The organism is Bacteroidota bacterium (genome assembly GCA_039714315.1).
Taxonomy (GTDB): domain Bacteria; phylum Bacteroidota; class Bacteroidia; order Flavobacteriales; family JADGDT01; genus JADGDT01.
The window spans coordinates 20,250-44,222 of sequence record JBDLJM010000005.1; the positions used below are offsets into that span (position 1 = coordinate 20,250).

The following is a 23,973-nucleotide window of genomic DNA, read 5'->3' on the forward strand; positions in this document are numbered from 1 at the left end:
AAAGCTACAAAACAGCCCCCTTAAATCATTTTAATGCTCCAACACCCACTCCGTTGAAGACTTCTATTCCTTTTAACATTGCTAATACATTCTCAAAAGGCACATTTGCCTGAACATTATGTATTGAGTTGAATACAAAACCTCCATCTTTACCTAGTATTTCACATTGTTTTACCACTTGTTGTTCCACTTCATTAGGTGTACCAAACGGCAATACATTTTGTGTATCAACACCACCTCCCCAAAAAACAAGATCTTTTCCATATTCCTTCTTCAGGTGATTTGGTTCCATCCCTGCTGCACTAATCTGCACAGGATTGATTATATCAAATCCTGACTCTATAAAATGAGGCATAAAATTCTCGACTGCACCACATGAATGTTTAAAAGATTTCCATGTTGTATTTTGGTGAATCCAATCGTTAATCCTTTTGTAATAAGGGTGCCATAATTCATCGTATTGTTCAGGTGCACAGAACGATGAATCCTGTGTTCCGAAGTCGGTTCCGCAAATAAACAGGGCATCAATATTATTTCCAACAACACCATAGAATTTCTCCATGTTTTTGATAGCTATTTCTGTCTGTTTTTCGAAGATTCCGTGTAAATAATCGGTACGCATTACGGTTGACATATACCACTCGGTAATATCTCTTATTCCCTTTGGATCGGTTAAAAACGGAGCGGGAACCAGTGCAATATCTCCAAGAGCGGTACCTCCCATATTTGCAATAATTGCTTTGTCGCTGTCTTTGTTTTTATCGATCATTTTCTTCCAGTACGCCAAATCATCATCGCTCAAATAATCGAATTCTTCAAGATTATCTTCAACATCTAATTTATCTTCATCTATTGGGTGCTGACGAACAATTGTATCAAAAAAGTATCCCGATTTTGGCATTTTACCACTAGGCTGAGCACTAGTGTCTCCCTTTGGGTAAATTAATAAATCACCATTATCATCCTTTATTGTTTTGAAATCATCAGAAACCAAAAGATTCTGCCCCCAAAAAGTCTCGATCTCTTTCCAGTTTTTATTTTCAAATCCAAATATTGTATTGCGCGGATCTAAACCTATAACATCAACACCCATGGCCTCACGCAGTTCATTATCTACCTCTCCAAGCATTTGATAGGGCTCCACTACCTTTACAGGTCTTTTTTCAAGTCCAAAGTGATTGCGCAATTGTTCAACAATTTTTACATGTATCCCGGATACAGGAGTCGATCCAAAATCAACTGCTACTTTATCCGATTGTTTATGATTTAAACTTTGTATTACTCGTTCTTTTGAATTCATTTTGGTTAGTTTATTTCCAATTAATTAACTCCTACAATTTCACTAGCTCTTTGAATAGCTCCTTGAGGATCGGGACTAAAAAAATCTGCTCAATCCTGGCCTCTCATTGTTAGTGGATATGGAGATTTTTTATTTATTTTTCCATACTCTACAGTATGGGCAATCTTTTCCAATATTTCCATTATCAATAAATCTTATTTCATTCAACTATTCTGTGCTATTCTTCTGTGATCTTTACACTGTAAAGAAAAAAAATCAAACTTTATATTTTATTACATGCATATTCACAAATATTAACTATTTTACCACAATTAACTTTAAATAGTCATTTTTAAGAATAATTAGACAAGTCAAAACTGATATATTAACCCAATGAAAATATTATTTCAGCATCTCGAATCATCGGAAGATGAAACTTTTTTAACATATCACCTAAAAAAGAAATATTACGATGTGCCCTTACATTATCATCCGGAAATAGAAATAATGTATGTAATAAAAGGCCAAGGCATGAGAATAGTTGGCAACAGTATCCAAAACTTTAAAGAAAACGACCTTGTTATAGTAGGTTCCGGAGTATCACATGTATGGAAAAGTGATAAATCATATCATTTAGACAATGATTTGGAAACTGAATATATTGTTCTGTTTATTAATGAAGAACTTGTAAACAAATCATTATATACCCTACCCGAATTCATTTCAATAAGGAATATGCTACTCAATTCTGATAAAGGAATTTCATTTGATAAAGAAAAATCTAAAAAACTAAAAGATTCTTTCATAGAAATAGCACAAAGTACCGGAATAAACAAACTGCACAAAACAACAAAGCTATTATCTAAACTTTCTGAAATAAAAGAAATCAAATATTTATCAGAAAGAAATCTGGCAGAAAACGATAATAACAACGACTCTGACCGTTTAAACAAATGTATAGACTACATTACTGATAATTTTCAAAATAAGATAGAACTAAAAAAGGTTGCAGATCTTGCAAGTCTTACACCTAATTCGTTTTGCAGATACTTTAAAATTAGAACTACCAAAACCTTTTCGCAATATGTATCAGAATTAAGGACAAGCAAAGCATGCAATCTACTGATAGAAACTGATTCTACAATCGAAAATATTGCTTTCGAATGTGGATTTAACACAATGCCAAACTTTTATAAGCAGTTTAAAAATAAGTTCCATATTTTACCGAAAGAATATAGAGAAAAGTACAGGGTAGAATAACGAACTTTTCTCTATATCCCTATTGTATATCGTTGATTATTGGATTTCATAATAGTTACAGAAAACAACCCCATTTAGGTTTTATTCCAATTATACCAATTACAACTATTTACCCTTTATTTCTACTCTAACTCTATACATATAATCATGGTCGTGATTATCCATTTTCTTTCTTGGGAAATAGATATAAAAATCTCCATCCACTACATGACAATCATTAGTTGGCCCATCGAAATCTACAAAACTTGAATATGGCTGCATTTCGGTTGGTCCGGTTGCCACATCTATCACTGCTTCTTTTGTCCACTCTAAACCATCTTCTGATGTATAAAGCAATAGTTTATTGAACTCGTGTGTTTGTACAGTCAGCAAATATTTTCCAAGAGCAGTACTATAGGCAGCATCTGCGTGAAGATTTTCTCTTCCTAATTCTACTTCGAATATTGGATCGCCCGGAATACCTGATAACCCCGGAGTTTTCCAGTTTCCATCTTTGTACTTAAACCATTCGCTTACTTTTCCTTTTTTAGCTTCTTTCAACACCTTTTTTAGTTTTGAACGAATAACAACAGGACGACGTGGCTCAGGAGTTTCTTTTTCAGAATCGTTGTAGTATAACATCATATAATCATCTTTAATTATATATGCACCACCTCCAACATTTGTAATATACTATTGATTTTTATTCGATGGAAGGAAAAGAATACAATCCACTTTCTGTCGATGAAAATATTCAATTTGCTTCGATCAAAAAAGAGAGTGCAGTTAATATTTATACAAAATATAAAAATATTGTTATTAGTTCTGAGAAATCTCTAAACGGTGCTACTGTATTTGTTTACGACCTCAATGGGCGATTACTTAAAACTAAAACAATCAATAGTCAGAGTAAAGATGTAGAGATAGAAACAGGCTTACCTAAAGGAGTATATGCTGTCAGGTTAATTTCTGTATTCTCTAAAGCATCGAAAATGGTAATTATAAAGGGAGACTAATAAGCTATGGGAAACAAATATTTATTAAAAACAACAATAATAGCAACCTTGGGAGGTTTATTATTCGGATATGATACTGCTGTTATTTCGGGTACTGTATCTGCTTTGAAAGATTTCTTTATTATACCTCAGGGAATAGGAGAGCTTGAAGCTAATTCGCTACTTGGCTTTGTAGTTTCCAGTGCTTTGATAGGAAGTATTATTGGAGCTTTCAGCGGTGGAATTATTTCGAAAAAGTTCGGACGAAAAAAAGGATTGATTATTGCCGCGACTTTGTTCTTGATATCAGCATTAGGTTCTTCGATGCCGGAATTAGGCTTTGCTCCGATTGGAGAAGGAAGTTATATTCATTTGTATCAATTTGTGTTTTATAGAATAATCGGTGGGGTAGGAATTGGTTTAGCATCGATGTTATCGCCTATGTATATTGCCGAAATTGCACCTTCCGATAAGCGAGGAGCTTTAGTTAGCTTTAATCAGTTTGCAATAGTATCGGGTATATTAGTTGTGTATTTTGTTAACTATTCTATAGCTTCACAAGGAGATGATTCCTGGATAAATGCAATTGGCTGGCGTTATATGTTTGCTTCCGAGGCAGTTCCTGCAATAGTATTTTTAGTATTGTTATTGTTGGTTCCCGAAAGTCCAAGATGGCTTATACTTAACAACAGAGAAGAAGAAGGAACAGATATCTTGACTAAGATAAATGGAGAAGAGAAGGCAAAGATAATATTGGAAGAGATAAAAGCTTCTTCGGGGCATCACACTTCTTTATCAATGTTTTCGTACGGTTCATTAATCCTTGTTATTGGAGTTATGCTAGCTGCATTTCAACAGTTCTCGGGAATTAATGCAGTATTGTATTACGCTCCCGAAATATTCAAGAGTATGGGATATGGTACCGATTCGGCCTTAATGCAAACAATTATTGTAGGGGTTATCAATGTGATATTTACTATAGTTGCAATTAAAACAGTCGACAAATATGGAAGAAAACCTTTAATGATATGGGGTTCAGTATCGATGGGGTTAAGCATGATTTCCTTAGGCTTAACTTTCTATTTTGATAACGTAGGAATATTGGCATTGATTTTTATGCTGATGTTTATTACATCATTTGCCCTATCATCGGGACCGGTAACATGGGTGTTATTAACCGAATTATTCCCAAATAAAATCAGAGGAAAAGCAATGTCGCTTGTTGTTGCTACAACATGGATTACAAACTATATTGTTTCGTGGTCTTTCCCTGTAATGAACGATTCGAGTTATTTAACTGACAGATATAACCACGGTTTTGCGTACTGGGTTTACGGAATAATATCAATAGTCTCGGCGGTATTTGTTTGGAAGTTGGTTATGGAAACAAAAGGAAAAAGTCTCGAAGAGATTGAGGCTGCCTGGAAAACAGGGCAAAAGTATTTATTCACCAATTTTTATTTTTTAAGGAGTTCATGATTACTTCGTAATTAAAATAAATTCGCACATAAATCTCTCGCAAAGGCGCTAAGCCGCAAAGATTTTATAAATTTTCTTAGCGTCGTTGCGCCTTTATTATGATAATATCTATTTTTATAGTACTTCATGATTGCTTACGCAGTTGCGAGATAAAATGAAAGAAAAAAAGTTAAATGTTTTGCATTGAAGGTAAATACTGTTAATGGGGTTAAGAAGTTATAACATGTAACCTTTTAACCCCATAACCTTTTAATCTTCTAACCTTTTTTAAAGTCCTATCTCCTGATCAGTCTGCTCAATTTTCTTATTTCCTTCCAAATTCTCTGTTCTTTTCTCAACTTCCGCCAATACAGGTAAATTACTTTCAGGCTTGTCTAAATAGAAGTATGCAGTAGCCGAATAATCGTCTCTTCTATAGAAGTTTGCCCATCCTGCTCTAAGGTCTTTATCTGTTATATCCGCTAGTTTTAATTCGGGGTTATCCAACATACTAGCAAACTTGTTTGCCGCTTCCAGATCTTTTTGAACAGATACAATTTTTAATTCAGCACCTTTATCAATAAACGACTGAACTCTATCGGGAGGAAAACCGCCTAAAGCCTGAATAGTAGCTTTAAAATCGCTATAGAAATAAATAGGATCTTTGATGTGGTAGCGGTAAAACGACCATCTTCCTTCTTCCGGTTCGCCTATTAAACAACCTTGATAACGGTGATTGTATCTTCCTTGACCCCAAGCAGTGCCTATGTAATCTTCGGTTCCCGAACCTACCATTGTTGGGGTTTCTCCATCGCCATCCAAATACATTTTAACTTCACCTTCGCCCCACCACGAGTCTTCGTAATCGGGATTTGTAATAACGCCAATGTGACTTCCTATAAAACGACCTGTACCTTCTACTTTTGGTAAAATCTCAAAATCTTTCCCTATTTCTGTTCTGTGAACTCTGTTCCAGTGCGTGTGGAAGTAAAGTATTTTATCAAAAGGTTTTGGCGAAATTGTATAATCGATATCATAAAATATCATTCTCTGCTCTTTCTTTGTTTCGTTTGTTACAACAATCTTTGCCGATTTATTAAAAGGCATTGGTATTGATGCGTTGAACGAACGTGCCTCCGGGTCTGAGAAAAATACTTCCTCGTGTGCAACCTGTTTACCCAAATCTATTCCAAAGAAATCACCAAATGGTGCCGATACAGCAGGTTTCTCCGCCCCATCCCAATACATGTCGATTCTCATTCCGCGCAACATTTCGGGGCTGCGATCCATAATTGTAAACCACATACGGTGAATAGTTCCGGGACCTTTTACATCGAACATCACCTTCGATTCTCCTGCTTCTATCCTGTCGAAAGCATGTCCTTTTCCTCCCTTGTTTTCGAGTCCGCCCTTACCCTTTTCGCCATATTGGTTTTCGAAACTTACCCAGCGCGATTGTGTTCCGTCGGGATATGAGAATAGCTCTCCTTTAACCTCGTTACTTTCCTGTTTACATGCCGATATTGCAACTATGGCAAGTGCTCCTATGATTAGTTTTTTTAGGTTCATTTTTTTAGCCGCGAATGCGCGAATTATATTGTCGCCTACCGGCGACAGTTATCTATTCTTTAATTATTTTCTTCGTAAAATATCCAGTTTCAGTATTCACTTTTATTAAGTAAACTCCATTGTTTAATCCCGAGATATTAATGTACTCAGACGAATTAGATATAAACACCTCTCTTCCTCCAAGATCGAATATTTGAATGTTATTTACTTTACCTTCTAAACCTTTAACCGAAATGTAATCGTTTGCCGGATTTGGATATACCGAAATCTTTGAAGTTAATTTAACATGATCATTGTCTAACATTGTACCTTTTTCTACTGAATAAATCCAATAGCGAAATTCTGACCAGTTGAATTCACTGTCTGACGCTACAAACTTCAATGTAATTTCTGCTTTTCCTTCGGTGAATGATGCAGGGATGTAGAAGAATTCTTCTCTCCAACGTTTAAATTCGTTCATGTAAACCGAGTACCATGTTCCAACTTTTACATTATCAACATAAACATCAGCCTGTTGATCCTGCATTCCGTAATCGAACATACGTTTTATTTTTACAGCTTTACCGGGAGTTACCGCAACTGTAAATTGAGTACTTCCCTTTATGTAGTTCCCCGATTCAACTACTGCCACATCATCATCATCTCCTTCAAAATAATAGCTTTTGTTTAATTGTTCTTGTTTTTCGCCGGTTACTGTATAATTGTGATTGCTTTCTGAAGTAGCATCTCCAATATTTATTTCGTCAGTCAATTCATTTTTGGCTGTAGCATTATGATAATAATATGCCAAAGTATGATAATCGGCAAACTGGTCGTTATGTGGTCCGTGTTCCATTCCGAATTTAGCCCCGTTAGTAAAGTGGATAGGATCGGTTATATGGAAGCGATATAAGCTTCTGTCATAATCCTTAAAAGCATTAAATCCGTGCTGGGCAAGATTGAAAGGTCCGTGACCAAAATACCATGCTCCATTGAAATAATCTTCAAGACCTGTACCTTGTAACTGTGGCGTGCGACTTCCATCGATATAAAATCTCTCATCACCCTCAAGCCAAAATGCATTTGGAGCATCTCTAACTTCAAATACTACACCAACATATTTTCCCGAACCATTTTCGTCTAAAATCATATGGTCTTTTCCCGCAACAGGAGGATTTGCATTGTTGTATTGTGTTTTTAAATATCCGCAGTTTGCAAAATCTTCGTTAAAATCGGCGTAGTTCACACTTACATTTACACCATTCAATGCTTTACCGTAATTATTTACAAGTTTTACCTCATACGAGTTTTCAAATGGCATTGGCAGGTAGCAGTACATGGTTCTTTCTCCTTCAATTATACCTACCGGTAGCGATTGAAAAGCAACTTTCTCGAAAGTCCCTGTTCCGAAGAATAAACCAAGCGGTGCATCAATAGCCGGAGTAGATTCTCCGTTGTAGAATATCTGAATATTTACTTTTTCCAGTATTTCAACAGTTCCGTCTTCGACCGGTGGAGGTGTTTGTCCCGGATATTCAAAGGAAACAGTACCCGACCAACCACCCGTAGCACTATAACTATGTGCTGTTTCACTTGCTGTATTAGCCACATCCAACTCATCGCTAAGCTCTCCATCGCTGTACATCCAGTAACGGAATTCGTTCCAATCTACATCGGCACTTATGTAATCTATTTTTATAGTTAACTGTGATTTAGCACCAACTAAATCGGAAGAAATATAGAACTCAGAATCTTTCCACGAATCACCAACTTCGGCTCTTCCTTCATCAAACCAGACACCTGCCGAAACACCATCAACAAAAACTTCTGCTTTTTGATTTCCTATTCCGAAGTTTAGCCTTCTTACTAATTTGTATTCAGCAGCATTAGGTGTTACTGTTAATGTAAATTGACTATTATCTGTGTGTGCTCTTCCATCGTCGGTAATCAAAAATCCATATCCATAAGTATATGTCCTTTCTCCCGACCATCCACCTGAAGTTGTGTAGTTGTGAGCTGTTTCGCTTGTTGCATTATTTACATCCAACTCGTCGGTTTGTTCTCCATCGCATATTGTCCAATATCGGAATTCATTCCAGTCAAATTCAGCTGATACATATTTTACTTCAATGGTGATTTTGGTTTTTGTTCCAACTAAAGATCTTGGAATTTCAAAATCAATATCACGCCAACGGTCGATACTATCATAACCTTCCGATTTCATTGTTCCGGCTTTAACACCATCGATGTAGATATCTGCAATCTGATGGTTGCCACTACCATAATCGAATCGTCTTCTAAGAATAATTTTTGCCGCATTTGGGTCGACATCCATCTCAAACTGACTGAAATCGGTATGTGCTCTACCTGCATCAGTAATTGCTCCTGAAAAATCCAAATCAGGAATTTCAACAAATAAACCGGTAATATTTTTATTGCTTTCATTTATTGCAATAGCTGTTTTGCTTTCTCCAATAGCTAAATCAATAATATTGTTTTGTGTTTCATACGTTTGATCCGAACGAGGGTCTGATCCTTTATTTGCCAGAATATTATTTTCCTCAGTTAAACCGTCATATCCGTTCCAACTTGTAATATCGGCATCTGCAGGATACATTTCGTACTGTACATTGTTGAAATAGTTGGTAGCATCAGGAGCATAATCATCGGCATTGGTTGTGATAATTATCTCGTTTTCGAAAGGAAAAGGGATGTATGATATCGATCCCATGCTCGATTCCCAGTAACCTGCTATAAGGTTAGGATAATAATCAGCAGACCTGTTACTTTTATCAAAAAAGTCAACTACTCTTTCATCAATACGAGGAAGCTCTTCTCCATCGAAATAAATTTTTATTCTTTGAGTCCAATCACAACATACACCTGATGTTCCATCAAAACCTGTAAGCCATATACGCTTCACAATACCTTTTCCTTTTACACGAAGCATAATGTTTTCTCCATTATAATGCCCGTAAAAATTATTTTGTGCAGGTTCTCCGTTTTCGGCTTTAAAGCCATCTTTATTACCTCCTTCGGGGTCGTGACTGGAATTTTGCATAGTTATTACAGCTGTATTTAAAACAGGTAATTTATCTATGTCTGTCAGTTGTTCAAGTCCAATATTTTGACCATTTATTCCTATAGAAATAAATAAAACAACGAGTAATGAAATTATATTTTTCATCTGTTAATTATTTGTATGTTTAGGTCAGTGGTGTTCGCAAAACAAAATTTTAACATTCCCCTGTGGGTCAAAATTGTTAAAATTTTGTCATGCTCGTTTCATCTGTTAATAATTTTATGTTTTGGTCAGATGGAACCTCCTATTATCATCCCCCTGTGTGAAGAAAGATTATACATATCGGTTTTATCTGCTAATAATTTTATGTTTCGGTCAGATGGTTTTCACCTGTTAATAATTTTAATAAATCTATCAGATAGAACCTCCTGTTATCATCCCCCTGTGTGAAGAAAGATTATAAATGTCGGTTTCATAATGAAATTTATTTTAACTCTTTATATTCAAAATAATCAAATTCTGCTTTTATGCGCTGATATCTGTAATCTCCAACAAACATACCTGTGAAAGCTCCTGTAAAGTGCAACCCATTATAGTCATCGGATAAAATTGTAGCATCTAAAACAGGTCCGATGTTATTCCAATTTTTTCCATCTAAAGAATAAGAGTATTGAAGTTTTCTATAATCTAAATTAACTCTTAAATGGACAGTTTTGTTACTTGGAATAGCAACTATATCTTCAAGATATTCGTTGTATTTACCTTTGTCGTTTTGTGAAATTCTAAGAATTTTCCCTTTTTCTTCGTCATAGGTAATTGTTAATGCATAGTGACAATACTCATCGTAATACGCAACTAAACCGGCTAACTCCTGGAAATTTTTTGGTTCGAAATCAACAGCTGTAGTAGATTGAGATTTAAAATGCTTAACTCTTCTTGCAATTAAACTTAAATCGTGATTGGATATAAGTGACTCTCTACCTCTGATAGTAAGTTTTCCTTTGTTCTCTTTTAACGAAGCCCATTCTTCGGTAATTGGCAGGCGTGGAGAGTTCATGTGAACACTCAATTTATCATCACTGAAATCTTCTTTAGGGTTTTCTTTTTTGAACTTATGAGTCTTTAAACCTTTTGGAAGTTCTACAAATTGCTTAGGAGAATTTGAACCATCAGCCATACGTAACCAACCATCTTTTGTCCATACCATTTTCTGAATAGCAGTTTCTCTACCCAATGTACATCTGCGCTTTGGATCTTCATCAACAGTAATTGGACGGCCAACCAAATGGGCAACATAAGGTTCTCCTTTCTGTGTAATTACCAACGAACCATGACCTGCTTTTTGCAAGTAATTTTCCGGACGTTTGTCGGAAGTGATACACGGTCCCTGAGGATCTGTTTCGTAAGGTCCCCAAATATTTTTTGAACGAGCTAAAATTACTTTGTGCCACCATTCTGTACCACCTTCGGCAACCATTAAATAATAGTAATCACCGTGTTTATAGATGTGCGGTGCTTCTGTACCAAAATCCCCCGAACCTTTCCATACATTTTTAGCTTCTCCAACCAACATTTTTTTATTTTGGTCGTATTCCTGAAGCATTACACCTGAAAAACGTTCTTTGCCTTCGCGATAATCCCAAAGCATATTCATGAAATATTTTTTCCCATCGTCATCGTGAAATAAAGAAGGGTCGAAACCTGATGAATTCATGTAAATTGGCTCACTCCATGGACCTTCAATATTATCGGCAGTAACCAGGTAATTGTGAGTATCGTTGTTTGTTCCAAATTTACCTGCACCTTCCCAAGATTTTACATTTGTATAAATTAAATGAAATTTATCGCCATCGTGTGTTAAACACGGTGCCCAAACGCCTTCCGATGTTCTTGCACCATCCATATTAAGTTGCGAACGGCGGGTTAGGGGGTGGGTTAATAACTTCCAATTTCGTAAATCTTTTGAATGATGAATCTGCACGCCCGGAAACCACATAAATGTAGATGTTGCTACGTAATAATTATCATCGACACGTAAAATTGATGGGTCGGGATTAAATCCTGTAAGAATAGGATTTTGTATCATCTTTTTTTGCTGGGCACAGGCAGTAAAAGAGACCAATATGGCGAGTAATAATATTTTTGTTTTCATAATTATTATATTTTACGTTATTCTGAGGCTTAAGTTTTAAAGAAAAACTTCAATGAGGTAATGACAATGTTAACGTCACCCTGAGCGGAGCTTGCGGAGTCGAATGGGTCTATTTCGTAATAGATGTTTCGACTACATTCCGCAAGCTCCATTCCGCTCAACATGACGACTTTGTCATGGGTAGCGGAGCCTTTGCAAGCTCCGCTCAGGGTAACGTTTTTAATTTTATTTTTTTTCCCAAACGGCTTCTATCTCCTCAAGAGTTTTGCCTTTTGTTTCCGGAACAAACTTATAAACAAATATAGCTGCTAAAACTCCCATTGCGCCATAAACCCAATATGCAAATCCGTGATTGAAATTTTCGGTTAAATAACTGGAATCATTCATCATTGGGAAAGTCCACGACACCAAATAGTTAGCTATCCATTGTGTTGCAACAGCAATCGCCAAGGCTGCACCACGTATTTTGTTTGGAAATATTTCGGAAAGCAATACCCATGTAACAGGTCCCCACGAAAGTGCAAATGAAGCAACATAGGTAAGCATAAATATCAATGCTACTGTTCCAACATTATCTAAGAAAAATGCCATTCCCAGTGCAAACATACTTACTGCCATTCCTACTGCTCCAACAATTTGAAGTGGTTTTCGACCGTATTTATCAACTGTTTTTATAGCTACAATTGTAAATGTAAGGTTAATAGCTCCAACAATAATTGTTTGGAACAAAGCTGCATCGGTACCCATTCCCATACTTTTGAAAATTTCGGGTGCATAATAAAGAACCACGTTTATACCAACAAATTGTTGGAATACCGACAATAGCATACCTACTACAATAATGAAATAACCAAAAGAGAAAACACTGGCAGATGCGTGGTGCTCCATAGATCCAACAATATCGTCGTAAACCAATTTAGCTTCTTCTTTACCATTTATAGTTTCTAAAATATGTAATCCTTCTTCCTCCTTGTTGTTCAAAATCAACCAACGCGGACTTTCGGGAACGAAATTTAATAAGAATAAGAAAGTAATAGCCGGAATAGCTTCGGAAGCAAACATCCAACGCCAACCAATTGTATTTAGCCATGCATCGTCTCCTTGTGTGGCGATTGAATAGTTTACAAAATAAACTATAAGCATACCGAAGATAATTGCAAACTGATTCCACGAAACCAGTCCTCCACGTTTTGAGGCAGGAGCCATTTCGGCAATGTACATAGGGGCAAGCATTGATGCTAAACCAACACCTATTCCTCCAATAATTCGGTAAATTATAAATTGTGTGATGTGAATATGGCTACCATCGCCAATAGGTGCAAATCCCATTTCAGGAATAGAAGAACCTATAGCGGAAATAAGGAATAATGTGGCAGCAATAAGCATACCTTTTTTTCTTCCCAATTTTCGGGCTATCAAACCTCCCGATAATCCTCCGATTATACTACCTATTAATGCACTCGAAACTACAAATCCCAACAACGAATTGGCATCAAACTCTTCTAGTCCCTTTGGTAGAATAAAAAAATCTTTTAAGGCACCTACTGTACCAGAAATAACAGCTGTATCGTACCCAAACAACAGACCACCAAGGGTAGCAATCATTGTTATTTTGGTAATAAATGTTTTATTGTATTGACTCATAGCACTGGTTATTGGTTACTGGTTACTGGTTGCTGATTACACACGTAACCAGCAGTCAGTAACTAATACCATCTACAACTTAAAACTACTGTAATAAAATGAATCTTTTTCCTTTATATTTCAAAATAAAAACTCGCCGTAGCTCTGCTATGCCTCATTTTTCTTTTTTACCTAAAGCAAAAATATTCTATTTTCTTATCTAGTAATTTTAAATAGTAAATGGTATAATTTTTAAATATAAAGATTTATCAATTGCTCAAACAACTCTTGCTTACCGCTAATTTGCTTTGGCTCACCATTTTCAAGAGCGTAATCTCTTAAGTCTTCGAGCTTCAATAATCCTTTTTCGAAATCAGAACCTTTTCCACTATCGAAAGATGCATAACGATCTGATCTTAATTTTTTATAATCAGAATTTGTAAGAATATCATCAGCAATAACTAACGAACGTGCAAATACATCCATTGCTGCAATGTGAGCTATAAATATATCATCAAGGTCGGTTGAATTTCTACGAGTTTTAGCATCGAAGTTTATTCCTCCGTTTTTAAATCCACCACCTTCTAAAATTACAAGCATAGCTTCTACAGTCTCGCGAATATTGATTGGGAATTGATCTGTATCCCATCCGTTTTGATAATCACCACGGTTGGCATCGATACTTCCAAACACACCCATATCGTATGCCATTTGTAACTCGTGCTCGAAAGTATGACCAGCCAATGTAGCGTGGTTTACCTCGATATTCATTTTAAAATCTTTGTCTAAACCGTACTCTTTAAGGAACCCAACTACTGTTTCGGTATCAAAATCATACTGGTGCTTTGTAGGCTCCATTGGCTTTGGCTCTATAAGGAAATCTCCTTTAAAACCATTTGCACGACCATAGTCACGCGCCATTGTAAGGAACTGAGCCATGTGCTCTTTTTCTCGTTTTGTATTAGAGTTTAACAAAGACATATAACCTTCTCTACCTCCCCAGAACACGTAGTTCGATCCACCTAAAGCGATAGTTGCATCGATAGCATTCTTTACCTGAGTACCGGCATTTGCAACAGCTCCAAAATCAGGATTTGTCGATGCTCCGTTCATATAACGTGGATTAGAAAATACGTTTGCAGTACCCCAAAGTAATTGCACTCCCGATTCGTCTTGCTTTTTCTTTGCGTAGGCTACTATTTCTTTTAAATTTTCTTCTATTTCGGCAACACTTCCGTCACCTGCAATATCAGTATCGTGAAATGCCCAATATGGAACTCCTAATTTTGTAAAAAACTCGAATGCAGCATCCATACGATCTTTGTTTCGCTGAGTTTTATCTGCTGCTTCCTCCCAAGGAAATTCTTTAGTTCCCGGACCAAATGGATCTCCACCTGTACCGGTCATTGTATGCCAATATGCTACAGCATAGCGTAAATATTCCTTCATCGATTTTCCTGCTACAACTCTGTTTTCGTCGTACCATTTAAATGCCATAGGATTCTTTGAATCTTTACCTTCGAATTTAATTTTTTCTACTCCTTCGAAATATTCTTTTTCTCCAATTGTTACTTTAGTTTCCATTTTATTACTTTTTATATTGTTGATACGCACGTCAGTGCGTTCTTACGGTTATTAACCAATGATTGTTTCTAATTTATTTTTCCAATTATTATATGCTTCTTCTAATCTTTCATCTTTTTTTGGTTCGATGGTTTTCAATTTCTCCATTTCTCCAAATGCATTATCTAGACTTTCGAAATACCCTCCTCCAAATCCGGCTGCTCTTGCTGCTCCCTGCGATCCGTCGGTATCGTACAATTCTATTTTTGCTCCTGATATATTAGATAATGTTTCGGCGAAAATAGGAGAGAGGAACATGTTGCTTAAGCCAGCTCTGATAACAGATGTATTGATGCCCACTTTTTCCATAATCTCCATTCCGTATTTAAAACTGAATGCGATAGATTCCTGCGTTGCTCTGATTAAATGCCCCTGTGTATGAATATTGAAATTCAGATTATGAACACTTGCTCCGGGCTCGCTATTTTCGAAAATTCGTTCAGCCCCATTTCCATATGGAAAAACCATTAATCCATCACTTCCTGATGCCACTTTTGATGCCACTTCATTCATTTCTTCATAGCTAAGATTTGCAGCAGTGTTTTTACGAATCCAGGCATTCATAATTCCTGTTCCATTTATGTTTAATAAAACTCCTAAACGACGTTGATCCTGTCCGTCAGACAGGTGATTAACATGTGCAAAGGTGTTTACTCTCGATTTCTTATCGAATTTCAACTCGTCCGAAATACCATAAACAACTCCGGAGGTTCCTGCAGTTGCAGCTACCTCTCCACTTTTAAACACATTTAAACTCAATGCATTGTTTGGCTGGTCACCTGCACGATAACTAACCATTACATCTTCGCCTAATTGTAATTCTTTTGCTATTTCTACACTTATTTTTCCCTGATTTGAAAAAGTATCTACTATTTCCGGAATCAGATTTTTATCAATTTGATAGTATGAAAGAAGATCTTCCGAAACTTCTTCCTTTTTGAAATCCCAGAAAATACCTTCCGAAAGTCCTGATTTTGTTGTAACAAACTCACCCGTTAACTTATAAGCTATATAATCGCCCGGAAGCATTATTTTATAAATTTTAGCATAAAGCTCCGGCTCATTTTCCTGAACCCACTTAAGTTTTGATGCTGTAAAATTTCCGGGAGAATTTAACAGTGACTCTATTCTTTCCTGACCTAAATCTATAGATGCTTTCTTACCTATTTCAACGGCACGACTATCGCACCAAATAATACTTGGACGCAGTACATTACCTTCTTTATCAACTGCAACCAATCCGTGCATTTGATATGATATACCAATGAATTTTATTTCTTTTGTATCTACTTTTGAAGAAGCAAATAGCTCTTTTAGAAGTATTTTTATGTTGTTCCACCAGGTATCAGGATGTTGTTCTGCCCAGCCTGCTTTGTGAGCGACAATTTCCATTTCCTGTTTTGGATAAAAATCCGATGCAATTACTGCATTGTCTGATAAGTTAAGCAATGATGCCTTTATTGATGAGCTTCCTATGTCTATACCTAATGAATACATATTGTATTGTTTCGTTCTGTTCTGTGTGTAATTTAATGAAAAACTGTCTTTATACAAAAGACAGTTTGTACTTTGTTATAGCGATTTTCTAATTGTTAATTTCGTTGGCACACAATAGTTCATTTCATCTTTGATTCTTACAAACTCCGCAGCTTTTTGTCCCAAAAGGCCAAAATCGGTTGATACCACTGTAATCCCGTTATAAATAAATTGTTTCATCGGCGTTTCGTTGTAGGATATAAAACCTACATCTTTACCTAATGTTAATTTTCTTTCTTTAATCTGTTCGAGCGATTTACCTAAAATCCTGTCCGAAACACTTATATAAACCTTTCCGGCTTTTATATTTAAATCTTCGCTATTGTATTCTACAGAATGTTTTATCTGATTGTCTTTACAAAATTTCTTAAAATATTCGACAGATTCGTAAGGATGATTAGTGTATTCGGGATACAAAAACACAAATTCATCATATTTTTTGATCAAATTTATACCACTGTCTAAGCTATTATAAAGTGCTTCTCCAAAATCCTGATACAAATAATTCTTACAATTCGAATTATTTGTTTTCCAGTCCAGTATTAGCAGTTTGTCCTTCGGAATTTTCGACAAAACATCTTTCACTTCAGGATTGTCAAATGGCATTATAATATACTTCGAGAATTTACCAATTGAGTCCTGTACAAAGCGTTTAAATGCATCTATATCGTAATGGTGAAACTGTACAGTATGCGCATAATTTTCGGGTAAGCCTTTTTTAAAATCAGCATAAAGAACCTCTTTATACGCTTTTATTGTATCGAGTAGAAGGAATACTTTTTTTACGCCTGTCGACACAAAATATCCTTTATTTGGAACTGAATCTACAATTCCTCTTTCCTTCAATTCGGAATATGCCTTAAAAACAGTATCGCGCGATAATTTAAAATCCTTAATAATCTGATTAACCGAAGGCAAACCGTCACCTACATTCAGTTGACCATTAGAAATAGCCTGAGATATAGAATCAACAATTTGAAGAAACTTTGGTTTATCACTTTTTGGATTAATAGATATAATTTGCATTGCCATACTTATTTCTTCATTGTCGTGTTCTGTTCTGCTAATATATGTATTTGAAGTAATAAATGTCATAAAAAAAAGTAATCTTTAATTATTATATTGAAAAGAAACCGATTCTTAGTTCTATTTTGTGTTCAGAATCGGTTTTTTCTATAAATACAAACTATAATATTTGCGCGTGTATTATTGGTTAGCCAACCATTCGGCAAAAGGGTCATCATAACCTTGAATTGGAATTGCTATAAACTGCTGCCCTTCTAACAACCCGGCTTCTTCATCTATAGCTATCAATGATTTTCCATCACCAACGGCATTATTTTCAATTGTAAGAACCTTGTTAGGGAATTTCTTATTGGTGATTTTATAATAATCATCGCTGATAGATTCTACAGTCCAAAGCTGATTATCTGTACCCAAATTATCCCAAAGATGAACATTTCTGTCATCTCCCGAAAGATCTACAACTTTATCGTAACCATATTTCTCGGCATGAACAGACTTAAGTAAAAAGTAGCCATCTCCATTATCTATAAGTTTCCACATTTTTGTAGTTGCTCCGGGAGCAAAAGACCAGGTATGTATATTAACGTTTTTTCCTACTTCAACATCCCATGGCAGGTCTATATCAACAACGTAATCATTAGTACTTTTAGGAAATAGATAGAATGGATATCCCAACGTAGCATCGTTTTCGGGTTGATTACCTATTTTGTAATTAACTCCTGAAGTTGCTAGGTAAATTAGTCCTTTTGAGCTTACAAAAACAGTATTCCACAGTTTTGCTTCGCCACCCCACATACGGTAAGCTGATGTCCAGGTAGATCCATTATCGTCGCTCATCACATAACCAAATTGTGTGCTTTCAAAGGTTCCAAATTGGAATGTCACTATAAGTTTGCCATCAGGTAATACCGCAATATACGGTGCACCGGCTCCATAAGTTGAGCTTCCTGTTGGGTAATCGTAAACAGTTTTAATTTCACTCCAAGTTGCTCCATTATCATCAGAAGTAACCATTCCTATAGAGAAAGCATTATTGTATTTTTTACTTTGAGTTTCGAACACTACGATAAGTTGTCCTGAATTTGTACGAACTACACCATTCATTCCGGCAGAACCCAAAGCACCAAATTGTTCGATACCTGTTACTACTTCTTCTTCACCCCATGTAGCTCCATAATCTGTTGAGCGTTTCATTGTTAACAAAAGCGGATGCAAATCACGTCCATCGTTCTGACGAGAATAAAGACACCAAAGTTCTTCAAGTTCATCATTATAATACAAGAAAGGCTCCCAAGCTCCTTCACTTTGATCTGACTCTAAACCTTCATCTCCATTATATGGATTTCTTGGATCATTAAGTGCACTACTTAAAAATTCGTAACTCAATCCTCCGTCTTTACTAACAACTAAATCAATATTCCACCATTTAACTCCATCCGGTTCCTGGTCATATTTATCGATATCATTTAAATGACGGTATGCTACTACTATATCTTTGTTAGGTAAAACCAAAGGAAATACGTTTCCTTTTCCTTCGTTCTTTACTCCACTGTTTGGTGCAGCAATTACTTCGCTTCCGAATGTTATTCCGTTATCATGACTTTCAAAAAGCTTTACTCCTTCACCTGTATCCATACCAAGTATCATACGAGGATTACTTGTAATAGTATCTTCTGCAAAACGTGGATATCCACCACCACCATGATGAAAATCTCCACTCCACATTATATTATTTACTGCATCAGGCTGTGGTACTACCGGTGTAGGTTTTGAGGGTGGAGTGAATTCGTACTCCTTATTACATGAACCAAGTATTGCTATAGTACTTAGCAAGGCTATACTTAATATATTTTTTATTTTCATTTTTGTCTTTATTTTCGTCATCCAAACTGAAGCTTTAGCGAAGAGAATAATTCGTTATTAGCAGTGCTAAATCTTTTTAATAAAAAGACATTCTATTCCGCTAAAGCTACACTCAATATGACAAGTTAATTAAAACTCAATTTTACCAATCATTATCTTCATTTTCCTTTAAAAAATGCTCAAATGGTTTATAGTCAGGGTTTAATGATCTAGCCTGCCATAACTGTGCATCACTGCCAACATAGGGCATTGGTCTCAGTTCTGTATTAGGATTATCTCCATCTGCATTTGCAAAAGGTTCACCACCATCTTTTCCAACAGCAGTAAGAACTAAGCCATTGGCTCTACAAACTATTCTATAGTATCCATCTTCAACTTCCACTACTGTCCATAGTTGTTCGCCTTTGCTCAGATCAATTTGTTGCTGCTTTACAACTTCTCCTTCATTAATAGACTCTACAGCAGTACCGGTACCTCCATTTCCGTTTATACCTGAAACAGATTGAAACCAAAAGTATCCGTCTTTATTATTATATAAAGACCATGTTTTTTGTACTGCTCCCTGCATATTATCATGTCCCCAGAAATGAACAGGGTTTCCTGAACCTGTTGGCCAAGGGAAATTAGCATCAACACAGTAATCATCGTTTCCTTTTACGAATAGATAAAATGGTGATTTTATAATTGCATTAGGATCCATTGGAGCAAGATCAATACTAGTTCCGGATATAGCAACAAATAAATATGCATTATCGGTTACGTAAGCTGTAGTTCCATTTGCAACCTTACCTTTGAACAGGTTAGTTGCAGTACTCCATGATTTTCCGTTATTATTACTTATTACATATCCGAAATCTCCACCACCATCTCCGGCCTGGAACGTTGCAATAAGTCTTCCGTCTTTAGTTTTAGTAACAAAAGAATCTCCTGCACCGTAAACGTCAGGATTAACTCCGGGATATGAGTACGCTGTAGTTGGTTTAGACCATGTTATTCCATCTATACTTTTACTGCAAAGAACAGATCTAGCCGTACCAAATACTAAATCTTTACCTTCAAAAACAGCAACAAATTCGTTATTTCTATCCATCACAAACGATGGTGAGTTTATAAAACCATCAGCCTCTAACACTTCCTCGTTCATCACTTTTACAGGTTCAGACCAAGATTCTCCATCATCGATAGATTTTATTAGCATAAGATGGGTAAGCGGAATATCAGTTCCGGCTTTTTGCGAATAATAACAGTAAATACCATTATCAGTATTTAATAAAAATGGAGATGAAATTGGTAGCTCATCAACAGCTACAACAATATCACTTTTAATTTCCCATTCTTCCCCGTACATAGTTCCTTTCAACAATCCGAATGACTTATCATTTTTATTATAAACAATTAACGACTGACCTTCATTTTGTGCCAACATATGAGGTTCTTTTGGGTTTGTTGTAATTGAACTAATGGCTAAAACATCCATTTCAAAATCCCACTTTGAACCATATTGGGTTGATTTTGCAACATGAATACCTAAGTCATTTTTAGTTACTGCATATAACAAAGTTGTATCTGACGCCTGAGAAAAACGAGGACGTATACCTTGAGGTCCAGCGAAAGTCCCTGCCCATTGAATATCAGGGCCTTGCTCCAGTTTTGGAGGCTCCACATAATCAGCCACCGGGTCTTTTGCACATGAAGCTAACATCAGTACTGATGCAGCGAATAGTGCTGATTTAATATTTTTTAGTATCATAATTAAGATTTTTTCAGATTAAAATACACCGTCAACTTTCTTCTCTTTTGCAGGAGCTTTCTTTCCGGTCAATTCCATTATTAAATCAGTTTCGCGGGTACTGTATGGAGTACCATCTTTACGAAATACATCGTGCAACCAAACTTTTGGCTCATCAGGATACTCGTTACTCCACGAATCCCAAGGAAAAATAGTTTGTGATTTACCATCAACCAATCCCCAATTATAAGCACTGATATTGTTTTCTTTCATATATGGCAAATGAGTTTCGAAGATCGACTTGTTTGTACGTCCCATATACTCTGTGCACATCATTGGTCTGTTGTATTTTTTTAAAGGCTCGGCTTTAGAAGCAAACTTCTCAATAGCATCATAATTGTGGAATGTGATTATATCAGAATTCTCTAACATAAATTTATTGAATTCAGATAATGTATTTGAATCATTCCAATCGCAACACCATGCTGCCGATGTAATTGGTTGTGAGGGGTTAACCTCTCTTGCCCATTTGAAAGACGACTTTAATAATTTTAAAGAATATGGTTGTTTACCATCGTCGTTGTAACAAAATCCATTATTATTTTCAGGCTCGTTATACAAATCCCAAACAATTACTCTTTCATCGTCTTTGAAACGCTCCATTATGCTTTTCACATAAGGTTTAAGTTCTTTATGACGAGCTTCGTTGGTAAGGATTTCGTATCCCGGACATTGTACCCAACCTGCGTTGTGTGTACGTGGTTTTGGTGTTCCTTGATCTCCTAAATGAGAATAAGGATTCCAAACATCATCAAAAAATATAAACATTATCTTGATATGATGTGTACGGGCAATATTTAAGAAATGATCTATTCTTGAAATATATGCTTCAGGATTTTCCTGCCAAACTAAAAAGTTAAGAAAAACTCTCATTGAGTTCATCCCTATCTTTTCGGCATATCCAAGTTCTCTGTTAATTGTAACAGGGTCGAAAGTTGATGCCTGCCACATTTCAATCGGGTTCTGAGCTGTTGACGGAACAAAGTTTGCTCCAACTAACCAACCTGTTTCTTTGTACCAGTCATTGGCTTTTTGCTCGCTCCACTGCTTTTTTGATTGTGCATTTACTGAGAATGCTATAATTAAAGCGGCTAATATTGATATTGTTTTTTTCATAATTCTATTTTATAACCGTCATTTCGAGCGGAGTAGAGAAGTCTGTTGATGGTTTATGGAATACTATAACAAATTTCTCCATGCGCTATCTCTTAGGCGGAATGACATTTATTTAATAACCTATATTTTGTTCTAAATTAGGATTGTTAGCTACTTCTTCTAAAGCAATAGGTAACCTTTCATTTTTACCGGGTACAAATCCATTAAAATCAGCATCTCTGAATTTAATTTCAGTTATATTTTCTTGTTTAAGATCATCCCAACGTTTAAGGTCGGACCAACGCCATGTTTCGAAACATAACTCTAATGATCTTTCTAACTTTAAGTGTCTTTTAAATAGTGTAGAATTTGTGGCTGCATCCTTATAATCATAATCCATAACAGCATTTTCCATTTGAGTTGATCTGGCATTACTCGCTTCAAGCGTTCCGAGTCCTGCTCTTTCTCTAACCATGTTAATGTATTTTACTGCATTAGCCGGGTTGCCTTCAACCTCATTTAACACCTCTGCATACATCAAAAGAATGTCAGCATATCTTATAAGTCGCAAATTGTTTTCTGAAAACAAATCTTCATCATTTCTATAGTAATCTCTCTGATGTTTTCTTACAAACACCTTGTCTCCCCATGCATTATCATCCCAATCATTTCCGTAAACTTGATAATCATCCGGAAAATCAACGCCTTTTTCTTTATAGAATAATGTAGCTCTTAGACGTTTATCACCTGTTTCATTTCTGAAAGCATTTAATAACCATGGACGTGCAACACCGTTTCCAAAACCTCCTACACTCCTTGGAGCAAATGACATTGCTCTACCAGATGCAAGGTTCGGTTTTAATACGTCGCCACTACCTCCACCTTTGTTAATATCTGAAAACTGAATTTCAAATATTGACTCGTTGTTGTTTTCTGAAGTGTGTTTGAAGTTGTTATAATAATCAGCAACCAACTCATATTTACCGGCTAATGTACCGCTAATAAATATGTCCAGAGTAGTTTTTGCTTCTGACCATTTAGTTTCCATCCCATCGATCTGACCTGCTTGTTGCATTTGTACTTTAGCAAGCATTGCCAAGGCGGCACCTTTAGTAGGACGAGCTACATCAATACCCCAATCAATTGGTAAATCTTCGGCAGCCAAAGCAAATTCAGTTTCACAGAAAGCAAACATTTCTTCCACAGTAGAAGAAGAGGGTTTGTCTGTTACAGACGAAACTTTAGTAACTATAGGCGCTGTTTCGAAAGCTATTGCAAGATTCCAGTGAGCAAGGGCTCTGAAAAATCTCGCCTGAGCCAAAATTAGTTTCTTTTGTTCTTCGTTGTCAAAATCAATTTCCGGCACTAATGTTAAAACCTGATTAGCTCTAAATATCATTTTATACGACTCTGACCACAATCCTGAACCAATTCCGTAATTATAACGGAAAGCCACCGATTCATTAAGACCATAATCGCTTCCTCCTCCATAACCTTCGTCTGAAGTAAGATCGTTTTTAATGTATATGTCTCCCACGTACGGACCTCTGTAAAGCATATTGTATACAGATATAAGTCCTTTTTCAGCCTCTACAGGTGTATTCCAATAGGTGTCAACCGTAGGGTTGTTAGGGTTAGGAATATCCAGTAATGATTTATCACAACTTGTGAAAATCATTGATAAACCTACTATTGATAATATTATTTTTTTCATTTCTTTAAATC

16 protein-coding genes are annotated in these 23,973 nt (G+C 36.0%); 3 read left to right on the forward strand and 13 right to left on the reverse strand.

Annotated features, from left to right (window positions below; translation table 11 throughout):
• Positions 1–25: 25 nt before the first annotated feature.
• Positions 26–1,300, reverse strand: a complete 1,275-nt coding sequence (locus ABFR62_01415) for a uroporphyrinogen decarboxylase family protein (protein ID MEN8137069.1) — start codon at positions 1,298–1,300, stop codon at positions 26–28.
• A gap of 372 nt (positions 1,301–1,672) precedes the next feature.
• Here ABFR62_01415 and ABFR62_01420 point away from each other — a divergent pair, with 372 nt between their 5' ends.
• Positions 1,673–2,539, forward strand: a complete 867-nt coding sequence (locus tag ABFR62_01420; protein MEN8137070.1) for an AraC family transcriptional regulator — start codon at positions 1,673–1,675, stop codon at positions 2,537–2,539.
• Between the two features lie 105 nt (positions 2,540–2,644).
• Here the strand turns inward: ABFR62_01420 and ABFR62_01425 are convergent, their stop codons facing one another.
• Positions 2,645–3,163, reverse strand: coding sequence for a hypothetical protein (locus ABFR62_01425; GenBank protein ID MEN8137071.1), 519 nt, complete (start codon positions 3,161–3,163; stop codon positions 2,645–2,647).
• A gap of 65 nt (positions 3,164–3,228) precedes the next feature.
• Here ABFR62_01425 and ABFR62_01430 point away from each other — a divergent pair, with 65 nt between their 5' ends.
• Both ABFR62_01430 and xylE (ABFR62_01435) read left to right on the forward strand, forming a co-directional pair.
• On the forward strand, positions 3,229–3,534 hold the full coding sequence (locus ABFR62_01430) for a T9SS type A sorting domain-containing protein (protein MEN8137072.1): 306 nt from the start codon (positions 3,229–3,231) through the stop codon (positions 3,532–3,534).
• Positions 3,535–3,540: 6 nt separating this feature from the next.
• A complete protein-coding gene (gene xylE / locus ABFR62_01435; protein MEN8137073.1) occupies positions 3,541–4,992 on the forward strand; it encodes a D-xylose transporter XylE in 1,452 nt (483 codons plus the stop codon).
• Positions 4,993–5,259: 267 nt separating this feature from the next.
• On the opposite strand, the gene ABFR62_01440 is transcribed toward xylE (ABFR62_01435), so the two are convergent.
• The 11 genes from ABFR62_01440 to ABFR62_01490 all read right to left on the reverse strand — a co-directional run bounded on the left by ABFR62_01440 (position 5,260) and on the right by ABFR62_01490 (position 23,962).
• Positions 5,260–6,540, reverse strand: coding sequence for a glycoside hydrolase family 172 protein (locus ABFR62_01440; protein MEN8137074.1), 1,281 nt, complete (start codon positions 6,538–6,540; stop codon positions 5,260–5,262).
• A 52-nt stretch (positions 6,541–6,592) separates the two neighbouring features.
• Positions 6,593–9,706 carry a DUF2961 domain-containing protein gene (locus ABFR62_01445; protein MEN8137075.1) on the reverse strand — a complete coding sequence of 1,038 codons (3,114 nt, stop codon included), beginning with the start codon at positions 9,704–9,706 and terminating at the stop codon, positions 6,593–6,595.
• Positions 9,707–10,025: 319 nt separating this feature from the next.
• Complete coding sequence (locus ABFR62_01450; protein MEN8137076.1) at positions 10,026–11,693, reverse strand: glycoside hydrolase family 43 protein; 1,668 nt, start codon at positions 11,691–11,693, stop codon at positions 10,026–10,028.
• Positions 11,694–11,918: 225 nt separating this feature from the next.
• Positions 11,919–13,337: a D-xylose transporter XylE gene (xylE, locus tag ABFR62_01455; GenBank protein ID MEN8137077.1), complete on the reverse strand. Its 1,419-nt coding sequence runs from the start codon at positions 13,335–13,337 to the stop codon at positions 11,919–11,921.
• A 231-nt stretch (positions 13,338–13,568) separates the two neighbouring features.
• Complete coding sequence (gene xylA, locus ABFR62_01460) at positions 13,569–14,900, reverse strand: xylose isomerase (GenBank protein ID MEN8137078.1); 1,332 nt, start codon at positions 14,898–14,900, stop codon at positions 13,569–13,571.
• Between the two features lie 51 nt (positions 14,901–14,951).
• Entirely contained in the window at positions 14,952–16,436 is a 1,485-nt protein-coding gene (locus tag ABFR62_01465; protein MEN8137079.1) for an FGGY family carbohydrate kinase, read from the reverse strand.
• Between the two features lie 75 nt (positions 16,437–16,511).
• Positions 16,512–17,570, reverse strand: a complete 1,059-nt coding sequence (locus tag ABFR62_01470; protein MEN8137080.1) for a GntR family transcriptional regulator — start codon at positions 17,568–17,570, stop codon at positions 16,512–16,514.
• A 111-nt stretch (positions 17,571–17,681) separates the two neighbouring features.
• Positions 17,682–19,364 (reverse strand): exo-alpha-sialidase, encoded by a 1,683-nt coding sequence (locus ABFR62_01475; protein MEN8137081.1) that lies wholly within the window; start codon positions 19,362–19,364, stop codon positions 17,682–17,684.
• A 142-nt stretch (positions 19,365–19,506) separates the two neighbouring features.
• Positions 19,507–21,114, reverse strand: a complete 1,608-nt coding sequence (locus ABFR62_01480; GenBank protein ID MEN8137082.1) for an RICIN domain-containing protein — start codon at positions 21,112–21,114, stop codon at positions 19,507–19,509.
• 18 nt (positions 21,115–21,132) lie between these two features.
• A complete protein-coding gene (locus ABFR62_01485) occupies positions 21,133–22,269 on the reverse strand; it encodes a glycoside hydrolase family 2 TIM barrel-domain containing protein (protein ID MEN8137083.1) in 1,137 nt (378 codons plus the stop codon).
• A 112-nt stretch (positions 22,270–22,381) separates the two neighbouring features.
• Positions 22,382–23,962 (reverse strand): RagB/SusD family nutrient uptake outer membrane protein, encoded by a 1,581-nt coding sequence (locus ABFR62_01490; GenBank protein MEN8137084.1) that lies wholly within the window; start codon positions 23,960–23,962, stop codon positions 22,382–22,384.
• Between the last annotated feature and the right edge of the window lie 11 nt (positions 23,963–23,973).